At 58.0% G+C, this 19,928-nt stretch carries 20 protein-coding genes and 1 pseudogene; 8 read left to right on the top strand and 13 right to left on the bottom strand.

All coding sequences use genetic code 11. The annotated features are described in order from the left end of the window. From dcd to AACZ86_RS16255, 3 genes and pseudogenes are all read right to left on the bottom strand, one after another. Window positions 1-164, bottom strand: a pseudogene (gene dcd / locus AACZ86_RS16265) (dCTP deaminase); the annotation flags it as partial. Between the two features lie 19 nt (window positions 165-183). After that, window positions 184-876, bottom strand: a complete 693-nt coding sequence (locus tag AACZ86_RS16260) for a GH25 family lysozyme (protein WP_339694645.1) — start codon at window positions 874-876, stop codon at window positions 184-186. Between the two features lie 32 nt (window positions 877-908). After that, complete coding sequence (locus AACZ86_RS16255) at window positions 909-1,391, bottom strand: UPF0262 family protein (RefSeq protein ID WP_339694642.1); 483 nt, start codon at window positions 1,389-1,391, stop codon at window positions 909-911. Between the two features lie 152 nt (window positions 1,392-1,543). Here AACZ86_RS16255 and AACZ86_RS16250 point away from each other — a divergent pair, with 152 nt between their 5' ends. Further along, window positions 1,544-3,043, top strand: a complete 1,500-nt coding sequence (locus AACZ86_RS16250; protein WP_339694639.1) for a replicative DNA helicase — start codon at window positions 1,544-1,546, stop codon at window positions 3,041-3,043. A gap of 77 nt (window positions 3,044-3,120) precedes the next feature. Then, a complete protein-coding gene (locus AACZ86_RS16245) occupies window positions 3,121-3,567 on the top strand; it encodes a DUF3592 domain-containing protein (RefSeq protein WP_339694635.1) in 447 nt (148 codons plus the stop codon). Window positions 3,568-3,610: 43 nt separating this feature from the next. Here the strand turns inward: AACZ86_RS16245 and AACZ86_RS16240 are convergent, their stop codons facing one another. The 7 genes from AACZ86_RS16240 to AACZ86_RS16210 form a co-directional block, all read right to left on the bottom strand. Further along, a complete protein-coding gene (locus AACZ86_RS16240) occupies window positions 3,611-4,393 on the bottom strand; it encodes a phosphoadenylyl-sulfate reductase (RefSeq protein ID WP_339694632.1) in 783 nt (260 codons plus the stop codon). After that, window positions 4,386-4,811: a DUF934 domain-containing protein gene (locus AACZ86_RS16235; RefSeq protein WP_339694629.1), complete on the bottom strand. Its 426-nt coding sequence runs from the start codon at window positions 4,809-4,811 to the stop codon at window positions 4,386-4,388. The genes AACZ86_RS16240 and AACZ86_RS16235 overlap by 8 nt, the downstream gene beginning before the upstream one ends. Then, complete coding sequence (locus tag AACZ86_RS16230) at window positions 4,804-6,438, bottom strand: nitrite/sulfite reductase (RefSeq protein ID WP_339694626.1); 1,635 nt, start codon at window positions 6,436-6,438, stop codon at window positions 4,804-4,806. Before AACZ86_RS16230 ends, AACZ86_RS16235 begins: the two co-directional genes overlap by 8 nt. 1 nt (window position 6,439) lies before the next feature. Next, complete coding sequence (locus tag AACZ86_RS16225; RefSeq protein WP_339694622.1) at window positions 6,440-6,736, bottom strand: DUF2849 domain-containing protein; 297 nt, start codon at window positions 6,734-6,736, stop codon at window positions 6,440-6,442. Beyond that, window positions 6,733-7,524 carry a uroporphyrinogen-III C-methyltransferase gene (gene cobA / locus AACZ86_RS16220; protein WP_339694620.1) on the bottom strand — a complete coding sequence of 264 codons (792 nt, stop codon included), beginning with the start codon at window positions 7,522-7,524 and terminating at the stop codon, window positions 6,733-6,735. The genes AACZ86_RS16225 and cobA overlap by 4 nt, the downstream gene beginning before the upstream one ends. Before the next feature lie 102 nt (window positions 7,525-7,626). Next, complete coding sequence (astD, locus tag AACZ86_RS16215) at window positions 7,627-9,039, bottom strand: succinylglutamate-semialdehyde dehydrogenase (protein WP_339694648.1); 1,413 nt, start codon at window positions 9,037-9,039, stop codon at window positions 7,627-7,629. 133 nt (window positions 9,040-9,172) lie between these two features. Further along, entirely contained in the window at window positions 9,173-10,573 is a 1,401-nt protein-coding gene (locus tag AACZ86_RS16210) for a YdiU family protein (protein WP_339694618.1), read from the bottom strand. A gap of 60 nt (window positions 10,574-10,633) precedes the next feature. Between AACZ86_RS16210 and AACZ86_RS16205 the strand changes: the two genes are divergently transcribed. From AACZ86_RS16205 to AACZ86_RS16190, 4 genes are all read left to right on the top strand, one after another. Continuing rightward, window positions 10,634-11,497, top strand: coding sequence for an alpha/beta hydrolase (locus tag AACZ86_RS16205; RefSeq protein ID WP_339694615.1), 864 nt, complete (start codon window positions 10,634-10,636; stop codon window positions 11,495-11,497). A gap of 31 nt (window positions 11,498-11,528) precedes the next feature. Then, window positions 11,529-12,674: a glycosyltransferase gene (locus tag AACZ86_RS16200; protein ID WP_339694612.1), complete on the top strand. Its 1,146-nt coding sequence runs from the start codon at window positions 11,529-11,531 to the stop codon at window positions 12,672-12,674. Between the two features lie 80 nt (window positions 12,675-12,754). Further along, entirely contained in the window at window positions 12,755-14,158 is a 1,404-nt protein-coding gene (locus AACZ86_RS16195; protein WP_339694610.1) for a nitronate monooxygenase, read from the top strand. Between the two features lies 1 nt (window position 14,159). After that, the gene (locus AACZ86_RS16190; RefSeq protein WP_339694607.1) at window positions 14,160-14,615 is read left to right on the top strand and encodes a GNAT family N-acetyltransferase; all 456 of its coding nucleotides are present in this window, start codon (window positions 14,160-14,162) and stop codon (window positions 14,613-14,615) included. 58 nt (window positions 14,616-14,673) lie between these two features. Here AACZ86_RS16190 and AACZ86_RS16185 read toward each other — a convergent pair whose 3' ends face one another. Further along, on the bottom strand, window positions 14,674-15,990 hold the full coding sequence (locus tag AACZ86_RS16185; protein ID WP_339694604.1) for an ammonium transporter: 1,317 nt from the start codon (window positions 15,988-15,990) through the stop codon (window positions 14,674-14,676). 100 nt (window positions 15,991-16,090) lie between these two features. Beyond that, complete coding sequence (locus AACZ86_RS16180) at window positions 16,091-17,089, bottom strand: D-glycerate dehydrogenase (protein ID WP_339694601.1); 999 nt, start codon at window positions 17,087-17,089, stop codon at window positions 16,091-16,093. Between the two features lie 109 nt (window positions 17,090-17,198). Between AACZ86_RS16180 and AACZ86_RS16175 the strand changes: the two genes are divergently transcribed. Continuing rightward, window positions 17,199-17,675, top strand: a complete 477-nt coding sequence (locus tag AACZ86_RS16175) for an SH3 domain-containing protein (protein WP_339694598.1) — start codon at window positions 17,199-17,201, stop codon at window positions 17,673-17,675. Between the two features lies 1 nt (window position 17,676). Here AACZ86_RS16175 and AACZ86_RS16170 read toward each other — a convergent pair whose 3' ends face one another. Then, on the bottom strand, window positions 17,677-18,867 hold the full coding sequence (locus tag AACZ86_RS16170) for an acetyl-CoA C-acyltransferase (RefSeq protein WP_339694595.1): 1,191 nt from the start codon (window positions 18,865-18,867) through the stop codon (window positions 17,677-17,679). 154 nt (window positions 18,868-19,021) lie between these two features. Between AACZ86_RS16170 and AACZ86_RS16165 the strand changes: the two genes are divergently transcribed. After that, window positions 19,022-19,783, top strand: a complete 762-nt coding sequence (locus tag AACZ86_RS16165) for a prepilin peptidase (protein WP_339694592.1) — start codon at window positions 19,022-19,024, stop codon at window positions 19,781-19,783. Window positions 19,784-19,928: the final 145 nt, after the last annotated feature.

Below are 19,928 nucleotides of genomic sequence, written 5' to 3'. Positions count from 1 at the left end.
ACATTGGTGAAAATCTTGAACTCGTCCGATACCCGTGCGTCATAGCCATAAGAGGACAGGCCGTAGCTGATGCATCCCTCCCGCTTCTGCGCTTCGACAAAGGGTTCGATCATGCCGGAATGTTTCGCTTCATTGCGGATCCAGCGGTCGGATAATATGCTCATATCAGTTTCCTGTTGGTGGTCATGGTCGCACTACGTTCCAGTTTATCGGGCCGTCAACCCCGCTGATCCGGCGCATATCGGAAGCCCGCCACATCACCCAGGGTTTGGTGGCATAGTCGGGCGGAAAAAAATTGGCTTCAAGCCAGAAGGTCCGGTCGATGCCGCTGCTGATATTATACATTTCCTCGAACTCGCGCGATACGGCAAGGATGGCCGGCTTCTCGCTATGGGCCTCGATCTGGTTGAGAAACATGTTCAACTCGCTGAGCACCAGCGCCCGACCCGGACGGTCGCCGCAGCCATTGTCGAAGGCCAGACGCACGGCGGGTGGCAACATATTCTCTCCGCGCGGCACGGTGGTGACAAACATCGTCGCCTGATCCGTCGCCAGGCGACAGAGCGAATAATCGTGAAGCGCGCCATAACGGATACCCGATTCTCTGGCACCCTTGATATTGGCGGCGAATTTCGGGTCCCGCCTGGTCGAACCGTCGGTGGCCTGAATATAGGCAAAGTCGACGCCGGTCGCACCGGCGACATGCCATATGATGTCGCCATTGCTGGCACTGACGGAAATGCCCTGTACCGGATATTGATCTCGCGATGGCGCCCAGCTGACGGCAATATTGCGCAATATGAAGGCGATAACCAGCAACACCACCACGATGGCGGCGACGCCGATTATATTTTTTCTAATGTCTCGACTGGCCACCCTGGCTCCCTGATACGCAGCGGAAGTTTCATTCAATTCTTGATATGCAATACGCAGATTAATGTGAAGAGTCTGCGCGCGGTTTTGAAGTCCACTTCGATCTTTCCCTCCAGCCGCTCGACCAGCAGCTCCGCGCCCTGATCATGGACGCCGCGCCGCGCCATGTCGATGGTTTCGATTTCGGCAGCGCTGGCTTTGCGGATCGCCTGATAATAGCTGTCGCAAATGGCAAAATAATCTCGGATCGGTCGCCGGAACCGGCCGAGCGCAAGGATCAGCGTCTCCAGCGGTTCGCCATTCTCGCGACCGATGGATATGACCAGCCGGCCTTCCTGGACACTGAGCTGAAGCTGATAGGGTCCTGCATAGCCGTCGTCATGCTGTTTGAGCGGCTTGAAATGATTTTCTTCGATCAGATCGAAAATCGCGATCCGTCGTTCCTGTTCGATATCGGCGTTGCGCCACAAGATTGTGGCTTCGTCGAGTTCTACGGATATGATGCGCGGATCGGACATTGCGCCCTGTTGCCGCAGCGCCGGTCTCAGGACAAGGGTTTTTGCAGTGCAGCATAGCAGTAGGATATTTTTCCACAGATCTGTCCCCCGAACTTTGCGAGATTTTTCGCACCGCCTCTTGCCCTGAATCGATTCAGCGTCAATGAAGAGCCATGGCCGAATTGATGCGTTTCGAGAATGATGAACATGAAGAACAGCGCCTGCCGCGCAATGTCGAGGCAGAGGCGACGTTTCTCGGCGCGCTGCTGATCGACAACAGGGTCGCGGAAGATGTGCAAATCCGGCTGCGCCCGGAACATTTCTACGAACCGCTGCATGGCCGGATTTACGAACAGGCACTGAAGCTGCTCGACAAGAATATGGTGGCCACTCCGGTTACGCTGAAGCCCTATTTCGAGTCGGACGAAGCAATGCGGGCACTGGGCGGTCCATCCTATCTGGCGAAACTGACCGGCGATGGAGCCGGCCTGATTGGTGCCCGCGATTTTGCCAACCAGATCTATGATCTGGCGCTGCTCCGCGAACTGGTAAGCGTCGGGCGATCGCTGGTGGAAAGCGCTCTCGATACCAGCGAGACCGTCGACCCGAAAGAACAGATCGAGGAAGCGGAAACCGCGCTCTATCGCGTTTCCGAAGGCGAGGCACAGGAAGGCGGCGTTCGCTCGTTCCTGCATGCATCGACCGAAGCGCTGACCAATGTCGAGCGTGCGTTTAACAGCGGCGGCAAGGTTTCGGGTATCACCACCGGCCTGAGCGATGTGAACGCCAAAATGGGCGGTCTGCACCGAAGCGATCTGCTCATTCTCGCGGGTCGTCCGGGCATGGGCAAGACCTCGCTCGCCACCAATATCGCGTTCAACGCGGCGCACCGCTATCTCCGCGATATGGAAGACGGGATCGCGCCGGAAGATTCGCTCGGCGCGAAAACAGTGTTTTTCAGTCTGGAAATGTCAGCGGATCAGCTGGCGACCAGAATATTGTCCGAACAGGCCGAGATCAGTTCGGAAAAGCTGCGGATGGGCGCGATCAGCCGCGACGACATGCACCGGCTTGCGCTGGCTTCGCGGGAATTGCAGGATCTGCCACTGTTCATCGACGATACGCCGGCGCTGACCATTGCGGCGCTGCGGACCCGTGCGCGGCGGTTGCAGCGGCGGCAGGGTATCGGCCTGATCGTGGTCGATTATCTCCAGCTGCTGCAAGGTTCCGGCCGCGCCAATGATAACCGGGTCAACGAAATCTCGGAAATCAGTCGTGGTCTGAAGACGCTGGCGAAAGAATTGCAAGTGCCGGTGATCGCCCTGTCGCAATTGAGCCGACAAGTGGAAAGTCGCGAAGACAAACGGCCGCAGCTTTCCGATCTGCGCGAATCCGGTTCGATCGAGCAGGACGCGGATATCGTGATGTTCATTTTCCGCGATGAATATTATCATCTCGCGATCAGGCCGGACCAGCCGGACGGCAATTCGACGCCGGAACAGATCGCGAAATATTCCGCGTGGGAAGCCGATCACCAGAGCAAGGTCAACAAGGCGACCGTGATCGTCGCCAAAAACCGGCAGGGTTCGACCGGCAATATCAATCTCAGCTTCATCGCCGAATTCACGAAATTTGGTGATCTGGCGCAAGAGGATATGCCCGACGAATATTAGGGTCGGGGCTGTTTCCTTGGCTCCGGTGGCGGCGACCGGACTGATCGAAGCCGGGCAAGGGAAGGGGAGATACGGCCATGGAAATCTGGATGCGTATCACCATATTGCCGGTTATTTCGCTTTTCCTGTTCGTTGGTCTCTCTATCGGCGTCGATACCTGGCAATTTCGCAACAATAGTGCACCCGGGACCGCCGAGATAATATCGTTACGCGCAGAGCAAAATAGCACATCAAGCTCGGACGGTCCTTCCAGAGACTTTGTCACTCATTACCCCACCGTCCGTTTCGTTACCGATCAGGGCCTGGAATATGAGATGGAAACGAAGCAGGGCCTTCAGCCACCGATAGCCAAAATTGGCGACCAGGTTCCGGTCCGCTATTCTGTCAACGGAAATTGGGTACAGGTTCGCCTTGAATATGGTGCCTGGCGGGATTGGCTTCTTGCTGGCTCGATCACTTTTTTCAGCCTGGTCTTTTTTATATGCGCGCTGTTTTTAACGAAGCGTGATGTTCCGAAAATCTGACGAATGACCCGGTGTTGCGGGCGGGCCGCCCGCTAAGCCGGTTCTAGAATATCGGATCGTTGGCGCCGCTATCATCCGCGTCGGGCAATGGCGTCACATCTTCGTGAATGCCGCATTCGGACTTGTCCCAGCCTCTCCAGCGACCGGCGCGGGGGTCTTCGCCCGGCTTCACTTTCGAGGTGCAGGGCGCGCAGCCGACCGATAGATAGCCTTCGGCTTCCAGGGGATGGCGCGGCAGGTCATGCTCCTCGAAATAGGCTTCGAGATCATCCTTGATCCAGTCGCCGAGAGGATTGATTTTCAAACGGCCATCGTCAATTTCGAAGCGCGGAATATTGTTGCGGGTCACCGACTGGAATGCCTTGCGACCGGAAATCCAGCTGTTGAGTCCGGCTTTGGCGCGGGCCAGTGGCTCGACCTTGCGGATCTCGCAGCAGCCGTCGGGATCGTATGACCAGCGGAGGCCGTTCTCGTCTTTCTCTGCCAATACAGCGGCTGAGGGTTCGACGACATTGCTGTTCTTGATACCCAGCGTCCGGACCAATGTGTCACGATATTCCAGGGTCTCCGGAAACATCTTCAGCGTATCGACAAAGGTCACCGGAATGGTCGGGTCGACCGCCGCGACCAGATGGAGCAGGACCGCGCTCTCGGTACCGAAGGACGAGACCACAGCGACTTCGCCCAGCTGGCGCTCGTCGAACAATGTCTTGAGCATTTCGGACGTACCGATACCCGCAAAACGCTGGTTCAGCGCATCGGCATCGGCCTGGGTGAAATCGGGGCGAACATCGATCGTGTCGATCTTGCGTGCTGCTTCAGCCATGACGGATGCTCCATATTGGTGTGCGCTTGTCCGATGTCGCTTGATAGACATGCTCGTAGCGGCTGATTGCCTCTTCCATCAGCTTGGGGTTGATCGGTGAATCCGGCGAAAAGGCATCAAAGCCGCAACGGCGCATATGGGCGCACTGGTCGAGCAGCACGTCGCCGCTCGCGCGCAATTCGCCGGTATAGCCGGACTCGCGCAATATCTGCGCGGCGGAATAGCCCCGGCCATCGCCAAATACCGGAAAATCGATTTCGATCAACGACAGGCGGTCAAGATAGGGCAAGAGGACGCGGGCATCTTCGCCGGCCTCGATACGGACGGCAGTGGCATTCGACTGGTCGAGAAAAGAGTCGAGCGAAACCGCTGGCTCTTCATGCACTTCATCATCGCGAAAACGGATAGCATCAACCATAAATAGCCTCCTTGAACCGGGCCATGCCGACACGGCGATAGGTATCGATAAACCGCTCCCCCTCCTCGCGTTGTTCGAGATAGAGATCGGTGACGGTTTCGATCGCGTCGATCACGCCGTCTTCGGTAAATCCGGGACCGGTAATCTTGGCCAGGCTGGCGTCTTCCGCGCCCGAGCCGCCGAGCAGAAGCTGGTAGTTTTCCGTACCCTTCCGGTCGACGCCCAATATGCCGATATGACCTGCATGGTGGTGACCGCAGGCGTTGATACAACCCGAGATCTTGAGCTTTAACTCGCCCAGTTCCCGTTGGCGACCGAGGTCTGCGAAACGTTCGCTGATTTTCTGGGCGAGGGGAATCGAGCGGGCGTTGGCGAGGCTGCAATAATCCAGACCCGGGCAGGCAATGCTGTCGGTGATCAGGTCGAGATTGGCCGGAGCCAGTCCTGCGTCGTCCAGCTTCTGCCAGAGAGCGTAAAGGTCGCTCTTCTTGACATAAGGCAGGACGATATTCTGACTGTGCGTCACACGCAATTCGTCAAAACTATATTGCTCGGCCAGATCGGCCATCAGATCGATTTGCGCCGATGACGCGTCGCCGGGAATACCGCCGCGTGGCTTCAGGCTGATCGTCGCAATCGCATAGCCGGGCTGTTTGTGCGCGGAGATATTCTGGTCCACCCACAGGGCAAAGTCCGGATCGGACAGGTCGATATCGACGCTTGCCTGCTTGTCAAATGGCGGGTCCTGAAAATATTGCGTAATCCGCGCCAGCTCTTCGACCGGTGGATTCAACCCCAGCTGCTTCATATGGGCGAATTCTTCCTCGACCTGGCGGGTATATTCTTCCTTGCCAAGTTCGTGGACGAGGATCTTGATCCGCGCCTTATATTTATTGTCGCGCCGCCCGTAGCGGTTGTAGACCCGCAGGCAGGCCTCGGCATAGCTGATCAGCTCGTCCGCAGGCACAAAGTCGCGGATCTCCGGTGCAATCATCGGCGTCCGGCCCATGCCGCCGCCGACAAAGAATTTCGCACCCAGTTCGCCCGCATCATTATGCACCAGCTGGATGCCGATATCATGCAGCCGCATCGCTGCACGATCGGTGTCGCTGGCAATCACGGCGAATTTGAATTTGCGCGGCAGATAGGAAAATTCCGGGTGGAAGCTCGACCATTGCCGCAATAATTCCGCCCAGGGACGCGGATCGGCGATTTCGTCGGCGGTTGCACCGGCGAACTGGTCCGAGGATATGTTGCGGATGCAATTGCCGCTGGTCTGGATCGCGTGCATTTCGACCGATGCCAGATCGGCGAGAATGTCTGGCGCGTCTTCCAGCTTGATCCAGTTATACTGGATATTCTGGCGTGTGGTAAAATGCCCATAATCGCGGTCATATTTGCGGGCAATATGGCCGAGCATGCGCATCTGCTTGCTGCTCAGCGTGCCATAGGGAACGGCCACGCGCAGCATATAGGCATGGAGTTGCAGATAGAGGCCGTTCATCAGCCGGAGCGGCTTGAACTGGTCTTCGGTCAGATCGCCAGCGAGGCGACGTTTCACCTGGTCGCGAAATTCCTCGACCCGTGTGTCGACCATTTTCTGGTCATATTGGTCATATTGATACATGTCAGATCACCCATTGGCCGGCGTCGGGATCGGCCGGTTTTAATGTCAGGTCGGGACGGACGGTTGGTCCGAGTGCGCGGACCCGGTCCTTGATGTGGCCCGGGCGCGGGCCGTCATCGGTCTCTTCGGCCTCGATAATATAAGGCGAGTTCACCCGGCGAGCGGCTTCTTCCCGGTGGAGAATGGCTTCGCCCGTGTCGCCAACATCGGTGGCGTCTTTGACAAAACGCGACCAGTCGAGGCCGGTCCACCAGATAACGTCGCCGGTTTTAAGGTCATTTCCGGTCAATATTTTCATGCGACCACTCCCGCCAATTGTGCAAATTCCCGAAACTTGTTCTCGGCATCGCCGTATCTCGCCACTTCCCCGACAACGAGCAACGCGGGGCTCTGGACGTTCTCGCGTCGCACCATGTCGCCAAGATCGGTCAGCAGGGTCCGCAGCGCACGGAAATTGGTACGGGTGCCGTTTTCGAGTACCGCCACCGGAATGTCCGGGGATGCTCCGTCGGCGATCAGTTTTTCGACAATCGCCTCGGCATTGGCAACGCCCATATAGATGACCAACGTGCGGCCTTTGCCGGCAAGCCCGGACCAGTTCTGGTCGGACAGGCCTTTGCACTGGCCAGCGACAAAGGATACCGCGCTGGAGGCATCGCGATGGGTCAGCGGCATGCGGGCCTGTGCGGCGCAGCCGAGCGCGGCGCTGATGCCGGGGACAACTTCAACGGCCACGCCGGCAGCGATGCAATCATCGGCTTCTTCGCCGCCGCGTCCGAAGATGAACGGATCGCCGCCCTTGAGGCGGACAACGACGTGGCCTTTGCCCGCTTCGCTAATCAGAATATCGTTGATCTGGTCCTGAGAAACGCTGTGCAGCGAGCGCTTCTTGGCCACCGAAATGCGGCGTGCGGAGGGCGACGCCATATCCAGAATTTCCCGACTGACCAGACCGTCGTGGACGATGACATCGGCGCGTTGCAGCAGCCTTGCCGCTTTCAACGTCAAGAGATCGGGGTCGCCTGGACCGGCGCCGACCAGATAGACTGTGCCCGATCGGGCTGCCTTGTTTGAACTATTTTCCATGAGGCTGATATGCCTGCATCGACCTGATTGTTCAAAACAGAAGTTTTTGGGGTTGCCTAAGCTAAGCTATTTCGCGGTTGCAGGTTCGGGACCGTCCCCGGCTTATTCGTCTTTCAGTCCTATGCCGATCGACGCCTTGAGCTGCTCTGCTTCCAGAGAAACTACCGGATAGGCGCAGTAATCGGCGGCATAATAAGCGCTCGGACGATGATTGCCCGATAATCCGATGCCGCCAAAGGGAGCCTCGGACGATGCGCCGACGGTCATCTTGTTCCAGTTCACGATGCCGGCGCGGCTGTTGGACCAATATTGGTCATATTGCTGCGCGGTCCCGCCGATCAGGGCGGAGGACAGGCCGTAACGGGTATTATTGGCCTCGGCGATGGCTTCAGCGAAATCACCGACGCGGATGACCTGCAGGATCGGTCCGAACAATTCTATATCCGGGCGTTCGGGAAGATCTGTCACATCGATGATACCCGGCGTGAGGAACGGGCGGCCTTCTACCGGTCGCGCGATATGCTTGATCGGCTTGCCGCCATGGCTCATCAGCGCAAGGAAGCTTTCGGTGAGCCCGTCAGCGGTCTCGTTGTCGATGACAGGACCCATGAAGGGGGCAGGGCTGGCAAAGGGTTCGTCGATGATCAGGCGGTCGGCGATACGCTTCACTTCCCGGACGAGAGGATCATAGATCGTGTCCTTGACGATCAGCCGGCTAGCGGCAGAACAGCGCTGGCCCGCGGTCAGAAAGGCCGATTGCACGATCAGCACCGCTGCGCTGTGGATGTCGTCGGTGTCCCAGGCAATGATCGGGTTGTTCCCGCCCATCTCCAGAGCCAGAATCTTGTCCGGTCGGGAGGCGAACTGGCGATTGAGGGCAATGCCGGTCTGGGCCGAGCCGGTGAACAGAACGCCGTCCAGTCCGTCATTGGCGGTTAGTTGCTTGCCGGTTTCCGGACCGCCGTGCAAAATATTGATAACACCGGCGGGTAGTCCTGCCTTTGCAAATGCATCGACCAGATATTGGCCAACCGCAGGCGTTTTCTCCGACGGTTTGAACACAATCGTATTGCCGGCGATCAGCGCGGGGACAATATGGCCATTGGGTAAATGGGCGGGGAAATTATAGGGACCGAGCACGGCGAGTACGCCATGCGGCTTGTGCCGCAAGGCTGTGCGTGTGTTGGCCTGGCTCGGCAACTGGCGTTGCGGTGTCCGTTCGGCAAAGGCAGCCACCGAAATATCGATTTTTTTGACGACGGAATCAACTTCCGTCCGCGCTTCCCACATCGGCTTGCCGGTTTCGCGGGAAATCAGTTCGGCCAGCTCGTCGCCGTTGTTGCGGATCTGGTTGGCATAGCGCCTGACGGCCTCGATACGTTTGACCACAGCCGTAGCTGCCCATCCCGGCCATGCTTCGCGTGCGCTGGCAACCGCTGCGTCAGCGTCTCCGCTGGTGCCGGTCCACAGTGTTTTCCCGGTTGCCGGTTCGATCGATTTCAGGTCGCTCACTATTGCCTCTATTCTCTACGCAAATCTTGTTCGAAAGATGGGTATATGGACATCTCCGATGATAGATCATAGCCCAAAAAATGCAGAATTCTTATGGTTAATCCGTTTACCTTGCCCTGCGTCGGTCGAAAGCTTGTCAACCATTGCGCAAGGCATAGCCCATATCACGGATATCATTGATTTTTTGCGATAATATGGTCCAGTCGTCATCTTCCGCGATAGCGGTCCAGATTGCTTCGACTTCTTCGATATGCATCGAACAGGGTTCCGGTTTTTGCCAGTAACCACTGACCGGTTCTCGCGTTCGTGCACGATCGGCGATCAAGGCGCGAAATTCGGAAAATCCGGGTGGATTTTCCTCCGGGCTGGCGAGGTTTTCGGTTCTGCCCCAATCGAAGAAAAAGCGGTCAATCTGTATGGTTTTTTCCGCCAGTCCTTTTTCGGCAGCAACAACCAGATCGCGGTCGCTTTCAAACCCCTCTGACTCGATCCCGAGCCGCCAGCAGAAATGCCGGGTGAAGGCGGTACCATAGGCTTTGGGAAATCCTTCGAGCGTCGCGACCAATGGTTCACTGTCGCTAATCAGGCGCAGGGCGCTGGCCAGTTGCGCGAGGTTCCAGTGTAGCGCTTCGGGCTGCCGGGCAAAGCAATATAATCCCTCATGGTCGAAATAGGCGGCGGTAAAGCCGGGCTCCCAATAAGGCGTGAAGCGCCACGGGCCATAGTCGAAGCTTTCACCGGTGATATTGATATTGTCGGTGTTGAGCACGCCATGGACAAAACCGGCTGTCATATAGGCACCGGCCAGCTTGGCGACTTCCTCCGCGGTTTTCGCGAATAATTCGGTCGCCGGATCGTCGGTCTGCACGCCGCCATAATAATGTTTGAGGCAATATTCGACCAGTTGCAGCATCAAAGCTTCGTTCTTCTCGTAGGCGATGCGCTGGAAGGTTCCGATCCGGATATGGCTATGGCTCAACCTGGTCATTACCGCCGAGCGGGTAGGGGAGGGTTCGTCGCCGCGCGACAGTTTCTCGCCAGTCTCGACAACGGCAAAAGTTTTCGACGTATTGACGCCCAATGCTTCGAGCATTTCCGTCGCGAGAATTTCGCGGACAGCGCCTTTCAGGGTGAGCCGGCCATCGCCGCTCCTGCTCCAAGGCGTTGTACCGGAACCCTTTGTGCCCAGATCCATGAGCCGTTGCCGGTCGTCGCGCAGTTGCGCGAACAGAAAGCCGCGGCCATCGCCGATCTCGGGATTATAATTGCGGAACTGATGCCCGTGATAGCGCAGCGCCAGCGGCGGATCGAGATTGTCCGCGAGCGGTTCGAACCGTCCGAAATGGGATCGCCATGCTTCATCACCCAGGCCGTCGAGCCCGACACTCTGGTCCCAGCGGTCATTTCTGAACCGCAAGATATGGTCGGGAAAATCGGCAGGCTTCGCCGGGTCGCCGATCTTCTCCCCCAAGCGGGTGATCTGGACATCGGGCTGATAGACGGTCTTGCCGGGTTCTGGTTGCGGTTTATATGGCATTATTCGACAGTGGCGGCTAATCGGTTGCGCAGCAAGCAGGAACACGAGGCCAATCGCAGCATGACCGAAAAAAAATCTTATCAGGATATCTATTGGGAATCCGATGACGGGCTGAAATTGCACGCTTATGACTATCCTTCGGACAGCGGCAAGACACCGGTTATCTGTGTGCCGGGATTGACCAGAAATGCCCGCGATTTCAGGCATCTCGGGACGGAATTCCACGGCCAGCGGCGAGTCATCATGGTCGATCTGCGGGGCCGCGGCCTGAGTGAATATGCCAAGGACAGCAGCACCTATAATCCGAAGCAATATATCTCGGATATCATCATGTTGATGGACGAGCAGAAGATCGAAAAAGCGGTGTTCTTCGGAACGTCACTCGGCGGTATCGTCACGATGATCATGGCCAAGATGTATCCGGCACGCGTTGCCGGTGCTTTGCTGAATGATATCGGTCCCGAACTCGATCAAAAAGGACTGGACCGGATTGCCGACCATGTCGGGCAGGGGCGGAGTTTCGATACCTGGGCCCATGCCGCCCGCGATATGGCGGAGAGCGGCCGGGAAATCTTCCCGGATTTTACCCTGAAGGACTGGATCGAATTCGCCAAGAAGGTCTACCGGATGAACAGTTCCGGCAGAATCAAGCTGGACTATGACATGAAGATTGCCGAGCCGTTCGACAGCAAGGGCGGCGGCAGCGGCGCCATGTGGAATGCTCTGGAGAATATGAAAGACATTCCGACGCTTATCCTGCGAGGGGAATTGTCAGACTTGTTCAGCGAACGGGTTGCCGCCCAGATGCTCGAAAAGCTGGACAAAGGCGAACTGGTCACGATCCCGCGCGTGGGCCACGCGCCGACGCTGGAAGAGCCCGGCTCGCTTGACGCGATCCATCAATTGCTCCACCGCATTGACTGAATGATTTTAGACAGCCGAGCATGAAATCCGCATGAAGCCAGCAAAGATCCTGCATCTCCACAGTACGTTCAATCTGGGCGGCAAGGAGGCGCGCGCCGTCAGATTGATGAACCACTTCGGTTCCGCTGCCGAACATGTGATATTGTCGGCAGAGCCTGACAGCCTGTCCGCTCGCGACGCGATTGATGTCAGGGTAAAGGTCGAATTTCCCAAAGATGCGCCATCGCTGGCGGGGAAGCCTTCGCTGAAGCGTTACCGCGAATTTGTCAGCTATTTCCGCCAGTTTGATCTGATCCTGTCCTATAATTGGGGATCGATGGACGGCGTGATGGCCCGGACATTATTTTCCCGCGCCGGCGGCCTGCCGCCGCTGATCCATCACGAGGACGGGTTCAACGAAGACGAGCAGGAAAAACTCAACTGGAAGAGAAACTGGTTCCGCAAATTTGCTCTGGGCGATGCGCGGGCGCTGGTGGTGCCGTCTGAAAAACTGGCGAAGATTGCCCGCGATGTCTGGAAGCAGCCGGAACAGAAAATCCAGCGCATCCCCAATGGCATTGACGTAAAGCGCTTCGACAAGAAACCGCAACGCGGCGCTTTGCCGGGTTTCACCAAGCGTGACGGCGAGGTTGTTGTCGGCACGGTGGCCGGGCTGCGGGCGATCAAGAATCTCCCGCGGCTGGTGCGCGCTTGTGCGGCGGCGGGCGATAATGTCCGGCTGGTGATTGTCGGTGAAGGTCCGGAAAAAGATACTATTCTGGCCGAAGCACAGCGGGTCGGTCTGGGCGACCGTTTGCTGATGCCCGGTTTCATGGCCGATCCGGCGCGCTATATCGGTCTGTTCGACATTTTTGCCCTATCATCGGACAGCGAACAATTTCCGATTTCGCTGATCGAGGCGATGGCAGCTGGCTTGCCGGTCTCGGCGACCGACGTCGGCGACATAAAATCGATGGTCTCGCAGGCCAATCAGGGCTTTGTCAAACCGCTGCCCGACGAATCAAAATTTCAGGAATCGCTGACGACCTTGGTCCAGCATCAGCAATTGCGCGAAGATCTAGGCATGCAGAACCGTCTCAAGGCGCAGGCCGAATATAACGAGAGCAAGATGCTGGCCCGCTACGGCCTGCTTTACGGCCATGCGCTGGGACGCGCCGATTTCGGCTCCGCTAAATAACGCAATTCATACCAGAGATTTTTCGAGCATTTTTATATGCCGCCGTCTATACCGAATTTTGGGGAAAATAGGAGATTTCATTGTTCAAGGGCTTAAAACCCATCCAGTATAATGGTCAGGAAGTATGGCCGTTGATCGAAGGTGGAAAAGGCGTCGCAGCTACCAATCACGCAAGTTCGGGAGCCTGGGCTGCCGCTGGCGGCATTGGTACGGTATCCGCAGTCAATGCGGACAGCTATGACGAACATGGCAACGTCATTCCGCAAATCTATCATGGCCGGAAACGCGAGGAGCGGCACCAGGAACTGATCCAATATGCGATCGACGGTGCGGTTACGCAGGTCAAGCAGGCCTACGAGATTTCAGGCGGCAAGGGCGCGATCAACATCAACGTCCTGTGGGAAATGGGCGGCGCACAGCAAGTGCTGGAAGGCGTGCTCGAGCAGACCAAAGGCATGATTGCCGGAGTGACCTGCGGTGCGGGCATGCCCTACAAGCTGTCGGAAATCGCCCAGCAATATGGCGTGAACTATCTGCCGATCATCAGCTCCGCCCGCGCCTTTCGCGCGCTGTGGAAGCGGGCCTATAAAAAGGTTCCCGATCTGATGGCAGCGGTGGTCTACGAGGATCCTTGGCTGGCGGGCGGTCATAACGGCCTGTCCAATGCGGAAGATCCGAGAAAACCGGAAGATCCCTATCCACGGGTCAAGGACCTGCGCGATACGATGCGCGCCGAGGGCATTGCGGACAGCGTGCCGATCATCATGGCCGGCGGTGTCTGGCATTTGCGCGACTGGCAGAACTGGATCGACAGCGAGGAACTGGGCCAGATTGCCTTTCAATTCGGCACCCGGCCTTTGCTGACCAAGGAAAGCCCGATTCCGGAAAGCTGGAAGAGCGAGCTGACCAAGATCAAGGAAGGCGATATTCTTCTGCACAAATTCTCGCCGACCGGTTTCTACAGTTCAGCGGTTCGCAACGAATTTCTGCGCAGTCTGGAATCGCGTTCGGAACGCCAGATTCCCTATTCGACAGAGAAGGCCGGTGAACATACGCATCAGCTCGACGTCGGTATCAAGGGCAAGAATTTCTGGGTCACCCGCAACGATCTGCTCCGCGCGCGCGAATGGGACGGCCTCGGCTTTACCATGGCGATGAAAACGCCGGATAACACTTTGATATTCGCAACCCCCGAAGAGTCTAAAATGATTCGCAAGGATCAGGCAGACTGCATGGGCTGTTTGTCGCATTGCGGTTTTTCGGCATGGAAGGACCATGACAATAACAGCACCGGACGGCTCGCCGATCCGCGCAGTTTCTGTATCCAGAAAAGTCTGCAGGAAATCGTTCATGGCGCACCGGTCGAGGAACATCTGATGTTTGCCGGCCATGGTGCTTTCAATTTCGGAACCGATCCATTCTACTCGAACGGCTTTGTGCCGACGGTGAAGCAGCTTGTGGATCGCATCCTGACCGGCGACTAAGGTGGAAATCCGGCTTGATGATCTCAGCGGGCAGCAGGTCCAGGACCTGCTGGCCGCGCATCTTGCCGGGATGCAGGCAAATTCGCCGCCGGAGAGCATCCATGCGCTGGATCTTTCGGGATTGCGGGCGTCAAGTGTTTCGGTCTGGTCTGCCTGGGACGCGGACCGGTTGATGGGTGTCGGCGCGCTCAAGCAGCTTTCACCTTTTGCGGGCGAGATCAAGTCGATGCGAACCGAACCTCAGTATCTGCGGAAAGGCGTAGGCGGGGCAATATTGGATCATATTCTCGCCGAAGCGCGGCTGCGCTCCTATCGGCGGGTGAGTCTGGAAACGGGCTCCGGTCCGGAATTTGAACCGGCACTGCGTCTGTATCGCAAGCGTGGATTCAAAAATGGTGGACCGTTCAGTGACTATCCGTCAACTGCATTCAACCAGTTTCTGCATCTCGAATTATAACGCCTATCCTGTTCACGGGTTAGCAACCCTTCTCCCCTGAGGGAGAGGGGATTTTTCCTCAATCCAGATCCCATGCCCGTTCGCCATGGTTGGAAATGTCCAGACCATCGCGTTCGTCGTCTTCGCTGACCCGCATCGGCAGGATGAAGCTGATGCCAAAGCCGAGAATGGCGGTGGCGACCGCCGACCAGATGGCGACCGCGCCGACACCGATCAACTGGGCAACAAACTGGCTGCCGAAGCCCATGCCTTCGGGATAGCCGGTGCCACCGAAGCCGGTACCGATGAACAGCGCGAGCATCAGGCTGCCGAGGATGCCGCCGACGCCGTGGACCGCGAATACATCGAGGCTATCGTCGATCTTGAAGCCGTTCTTGACCAGACCAACCGCCATGAAACAGACAATCGATGCAGCAGCGCCGATCAGGATAGACGCGCCGGGGCCGACAAAACCGGCTGCCGGGGTGATCGTTGCCAGTCCGGCAATCGCACCGGTGGCGACGCCGACCGCGGTTGATTTCCCGACCTTGAATCGCTCTATCAATATCCAGACCAGCGCCGCCGTCGACGCTGCGACATGCGTATTGAGGATCGCCGACGAGGCATCGTCGGTTGCGGCGAGAGCAGAGCCGCCGTTGAAACCGAACCAGCCGACCCAGAGCATCGCGGCGCCGGCAACCGTCAGGGCAGGGCTGTGCGGCAGCATCAAGGTTCTCGGCCAGCCCATACGCTTTCCAAGCATGATCGCGACGACCAGTGCGGAAACGCCAGCCGTGGTGTGGACGACGATACCGCCGGCAAAATCGAGCACGCCGAGATTGCTCAGCCAGCCGCCACCCCAGACCCAATGGGCCACCGGTGCATAGACGACGAGCAGCCAGAGCGTACAAAATGCAACCACCCAGCCAAAGCGCGCGCGTTCTACCCACGCGCCGATCATCAGCGCGGGGGTGATGACGGCGAAGGTCATCTGGAACATCGCAAAGGCGGATTCGGGAACGGCTGTGCCTTCACGGACATTGCCAAGATTGTTCAGCATCATGTTGAAACCGCTACCGAGGAAGCCGTTGGTGACGCCACCGAAAGCCAGCGAGTAACCAACCACAATCCAGAGAACCGAACAGATGCCGACCACCGCCATGCACTGGATCAGCACCGACAGGAAATTCTTGGCGCGGACAAGGCCGCCATAGAAAAGCGCGAGGCCGGGCAGGGTCATCAGCAGGACCAGAGCGCTGGAAGTCAATATCCAGGCGGTGTCGCCGCTATTGGCTACATCTGCAATGGCGGGATCCAGTGTCTGTTGCGCGCTGAGCGGCGAAACCGCCCAGCCGGCTGCCAGAAGCATGCCCAAGGATTTGACTGGATATTTCATGATGTTCCCCGCCGATATATTCTTATCATGCCCGTTCACTTTCGCGAATCAGGCGGTCGAAAATGTCTAGTCGAGACCATCGGGGGACTCAACGGAAAGCTTATACCCAGCCGTCCAGAACCTGATCCGGCGGACGGTGACCGTCGGCCCACACGCGGATATTGGTGATCACCCGGTCGCCTGAAGCCTCCCGGCCCTCGAATGTGGCACTGCCCATATGCGGCAGCAATACGGTGTTTTTGAGGTCCAGGAAACGCGGATCGATATCCGGTTCATTCTGATATACGTCCAGTCCGGCGCCGCCGATTTTTTCATTTTGCAATGCTTCGATCAACGCATTCTCATCGACCAGATCGCCGCGCGCGGTGTTGATCAGATAGCAGGAAGATTTCATCTTCCCGATCCGCTCGGCATTGATCATTTCGTGGGTTTCCGCCGTGTGCGGACAATGGAGCGTTATAATATCGCACTCGCTGACAAGATCCTCGAGATCGGCAACATAGCTGGCGCGCAAGGATTCCTCGACTGCCGGTGGCAGCTGGCGGCGGTTGTGATAGACGATCGACATGCCGAAGCCGGACGCGCGGCGGGCGACGGCCTGACCAATGCGGCCCATGCCGACAATCCCGAGTTTCTTGCCGCCGATACAATGGCCGAGCATGCCCGACGGTTTCCAGCCTTCCCATTGCCCGGACCGCATCAGCTTTTCACCTTCGGAAAGCCGGCGGGGCACAGACAGGATCAGCGCCATGGTCATGTCCGCTGTATCCTCGGTGAAAACGCCCGGTGTGTTGGTGACCAGAATTTTCCTCGCACGAGCTGCGGCGAGATCGATATGATCGACCCCGGCGCCAAAGCTGGCAATCATGCGCAGCCGGTCCGGTGCATTGGCGATCATCTCCGCATCAATCTGGTCGGTGACGGTGGGTACCAGCACATCGCAATCTGCCATTGCGGCGATCAGGTCATCGCGAGAAAAAGGTGTGTCCGCATGATTGAGCACTGCATCGAATAATTCGGACATGCGATGCTGATTGGCATCAGCCAATTCACGAGTGACGATGACACGGGGATTAGCGGGGCGAGTTGAGTCTTGCATAGCCAATTGCTATGCCTGAAATTCGGTGCAGGTCAAGCAGGCGGCGCTTGAAGCGGGTGCCTGTTTCGGGCTATGTCGGCATCAATCGGGGAATGAGTAACCAATCATCATGCGTATTCTGGCTTTCATGCTCATTGCGATTTCGGGTCTGTCCCTGTCAGCGCCTGCTGCGGCGCAGCAAGAGCCGCCCTATTGGGCCTCCATAGACGAGCCCGAGGCGCGCATGCGCACTGGTCCCAGCACCGAATATCCGACGATGTGGATATATAAGCGCGAGAAATTGCCGGTAAAGATACTCGCCCGCTACAAGGCCTGGCGGAAAATCGAGGACCATGAAGGAACGCAGGGGTGGATGCACGCGCGTCTGCTCAGCGCATCGCACACCGGTCTGGTGCTCGCGACCAGCGGAAAGCCGGTCGCGATGCGCGCCTTGCCCAGTGGCAGTGCAAAGATTGTCTGGATGGCCGAACCGGGTGTGGTCGGCAGCCTGACCCAATGCGAAAAAGGCTGGTGCCTGTTCGATGTCACCGGCCGCCGGGGCTATATCAGCACCGACGACGTCTGGGGTGATGAACCGCTGAAATAGTTCAGTCGGTCAATTCCAGTGCAACCGCGGTTGCTTCTCCGCCACCGATGCAAAGCGCCGCAACGCCTTTTTTCAGACCGCGTTTTTTCAACGCTGCCATCAACGTCACCATGATCCGAGCGCCGCTGGCACCAATTGGATGACCAAGCGCAGTCGCGCCGCCGTTGACGTTCAGCTTGTCGCGGTCGATGCCGATATCCTGCATCGCGAACATGGCGACACAGGCGAAGGCTTCATTGACTTCCCAGAGATCGACATCGGCAACCGACCAGCCGGCCTTGTCGAGGACTTTCTGGATGGCTTGCACCGGCGCGGTGGTGAATTTGGCCGGCGCATGGGCGTGAGCGGCATGCGCAACGATCCGCGCAACCGGCGTCAGGCCTTTTTCTGCCGCGACGCTGGCACGGGTCAGCACCATTGCAGCCGCGCCATCGGAAATAGACGAAGCATTGGCAGCGGTGATCGTGCCGTCTTTGGCAAAGGCAGGGCGAAGCTGCGGGATTTTGTCGGGATTGCCCTTGGGCGGCTGTTCGTCCTTGTCGACAATGACATTGCCCTTGCGGGTCTTGACTTCGACCGCGACGACTTCGTCATCAAAGGCGTCGCCTTCGACGGCCGCTTTGGCGCGAGCGAGCGATTCGATCGAATATTCGTCCTGTGCTTCGCGGGTCAATTGATATTCGCCGACGGTTTCTTCTGCGAAACTGCCCATGGCGCGGCCCGATTCATAGGCATCTTCCAGACCATCAAGGAACATGTGATCCTTGGCTTCGGTGTGGCCAAGCCGCGCGCCGCTGCGCATCTTGGGCAGCAGATAAGGCGCGTTGGTCATGCTTTCCATGCCGCCGGTCACGATGATATCGACCGATCCTGCGGTGAGGGCCTCGGCGCCCATGATGGCCGCCTGCATGCCGGAACCGCACATCTTGTTGACCGTGGTCGCCTCGACCGATTGCGGCAGTCCCGCGTAAATGGCGGCCTGACGGGCAGGGGCCTGGCCCTGGCCAGCGGACAGCACGTTGCCCATATAGATGCGTTCGACATCCGCTCCGGCAACCCCGGCGCGCTCGACCGCTGCCTTGACCGCGACAGCACCCAGATGGGATGCGCTGACTTCGCTGAGCGCGCCTTGCATGGCGCCCATCGGTGTGCGGGCATAAGAGAGAATGACGATCGGGTCGGAGCTGGACATGAATTGGCCTTTCTGGGTTGGTTGCGCTGCCCGGAGGGAGGAAACGCGATTCTTGAAGTGCACATAGGCGTCACATTCCGATTTTTCAATTGCCCCATTGATCGGCACGGCCCAGCGTGTAACCGGATTTTTGTAATCTTTTGTGGAGCAGCCGTTGCCAGCCTATCTCTTGCCGATTGCCGGAATCGTGCTCGGTCTGATCATCGGGAGCTTCCTGGCGACGTTGATAGTCAGATGGCCGGAAGGACGTTCGGTCATCACCGGTCGCTCCTCCTGTGACCATTGCGGCTATCAATTGCGATCCCGGGAACTGATCCCGGTCGTGAGCTTCCTCCTCCAGTCGGGAAAATGCCGTCAGTGCGGAACGAAGATCGCCGCTGATCATATTGCAATAGAGATGGCCGCTGCGCTGATTGGCGGTCTTGCCCTGTTCGCCGCGCCCGGCGTTCAGGGACTGGCGGGGGCGGTCTTCGGGTGGCTATTGCTGACGCTGGCCGCGCTCGACGTCAAACACCACTGGCTGCCGGACCGGCTGACCGCGATCCTAGCGCTATCCGGATTGCTCGCCAGTCTGCTCATGGTCTCTTCTACATTTCTCGACCGGCTGACCGGCGGCCTGGCGGGATATGCAGCACTGGCAATAGTGGCCGCTGCCTATAAATATATCAGGGGACGTGACGGTCTGGGCGGTGGTGACCCGAAGATGCTGGGCGCAATCGGTTGCTGGCTGGGGTGGCAGGCGTTGCCGCTGGTCATCCTCGGCGCCAGTCTGGTCGGGATTCTGGTAGCGATCTCCTGGCGGTTGCGCGGCGGAAATGTCACCAGGGAAAGCATGTTGCCGCTGGGCAGCCTGATGGCGGTGGCCGCTTTTCCAATCTGGCTTTATCAGACTGCGAATGCCGGTCTCTTCTTTTGACGGACAGATGCTCGCGCGGGTCATGTGAAAAAGCCGTTGCCAGCGCATGGCCTCTTCGCTAACAGAGCCTCGATTTCGCTGATCGTCGATTGACGCAGCCAAAGAGCCCCTGTGGTGGAATTGGTAGACGCGCTGCACTCAAAAT

Source organism: uncultured Parasphingorhabdus sp. (genome assembly GCF_963975735.1).
Lineage (GTDB): Bacteria > Pseudomonadota > Alphaproteobacteria > Sphingomonadales > Sphingomonadaceae > Parasphingorhabdus.
This window is presented reverse-complemented; position numbering and strand designations above follow the sequence as displayed.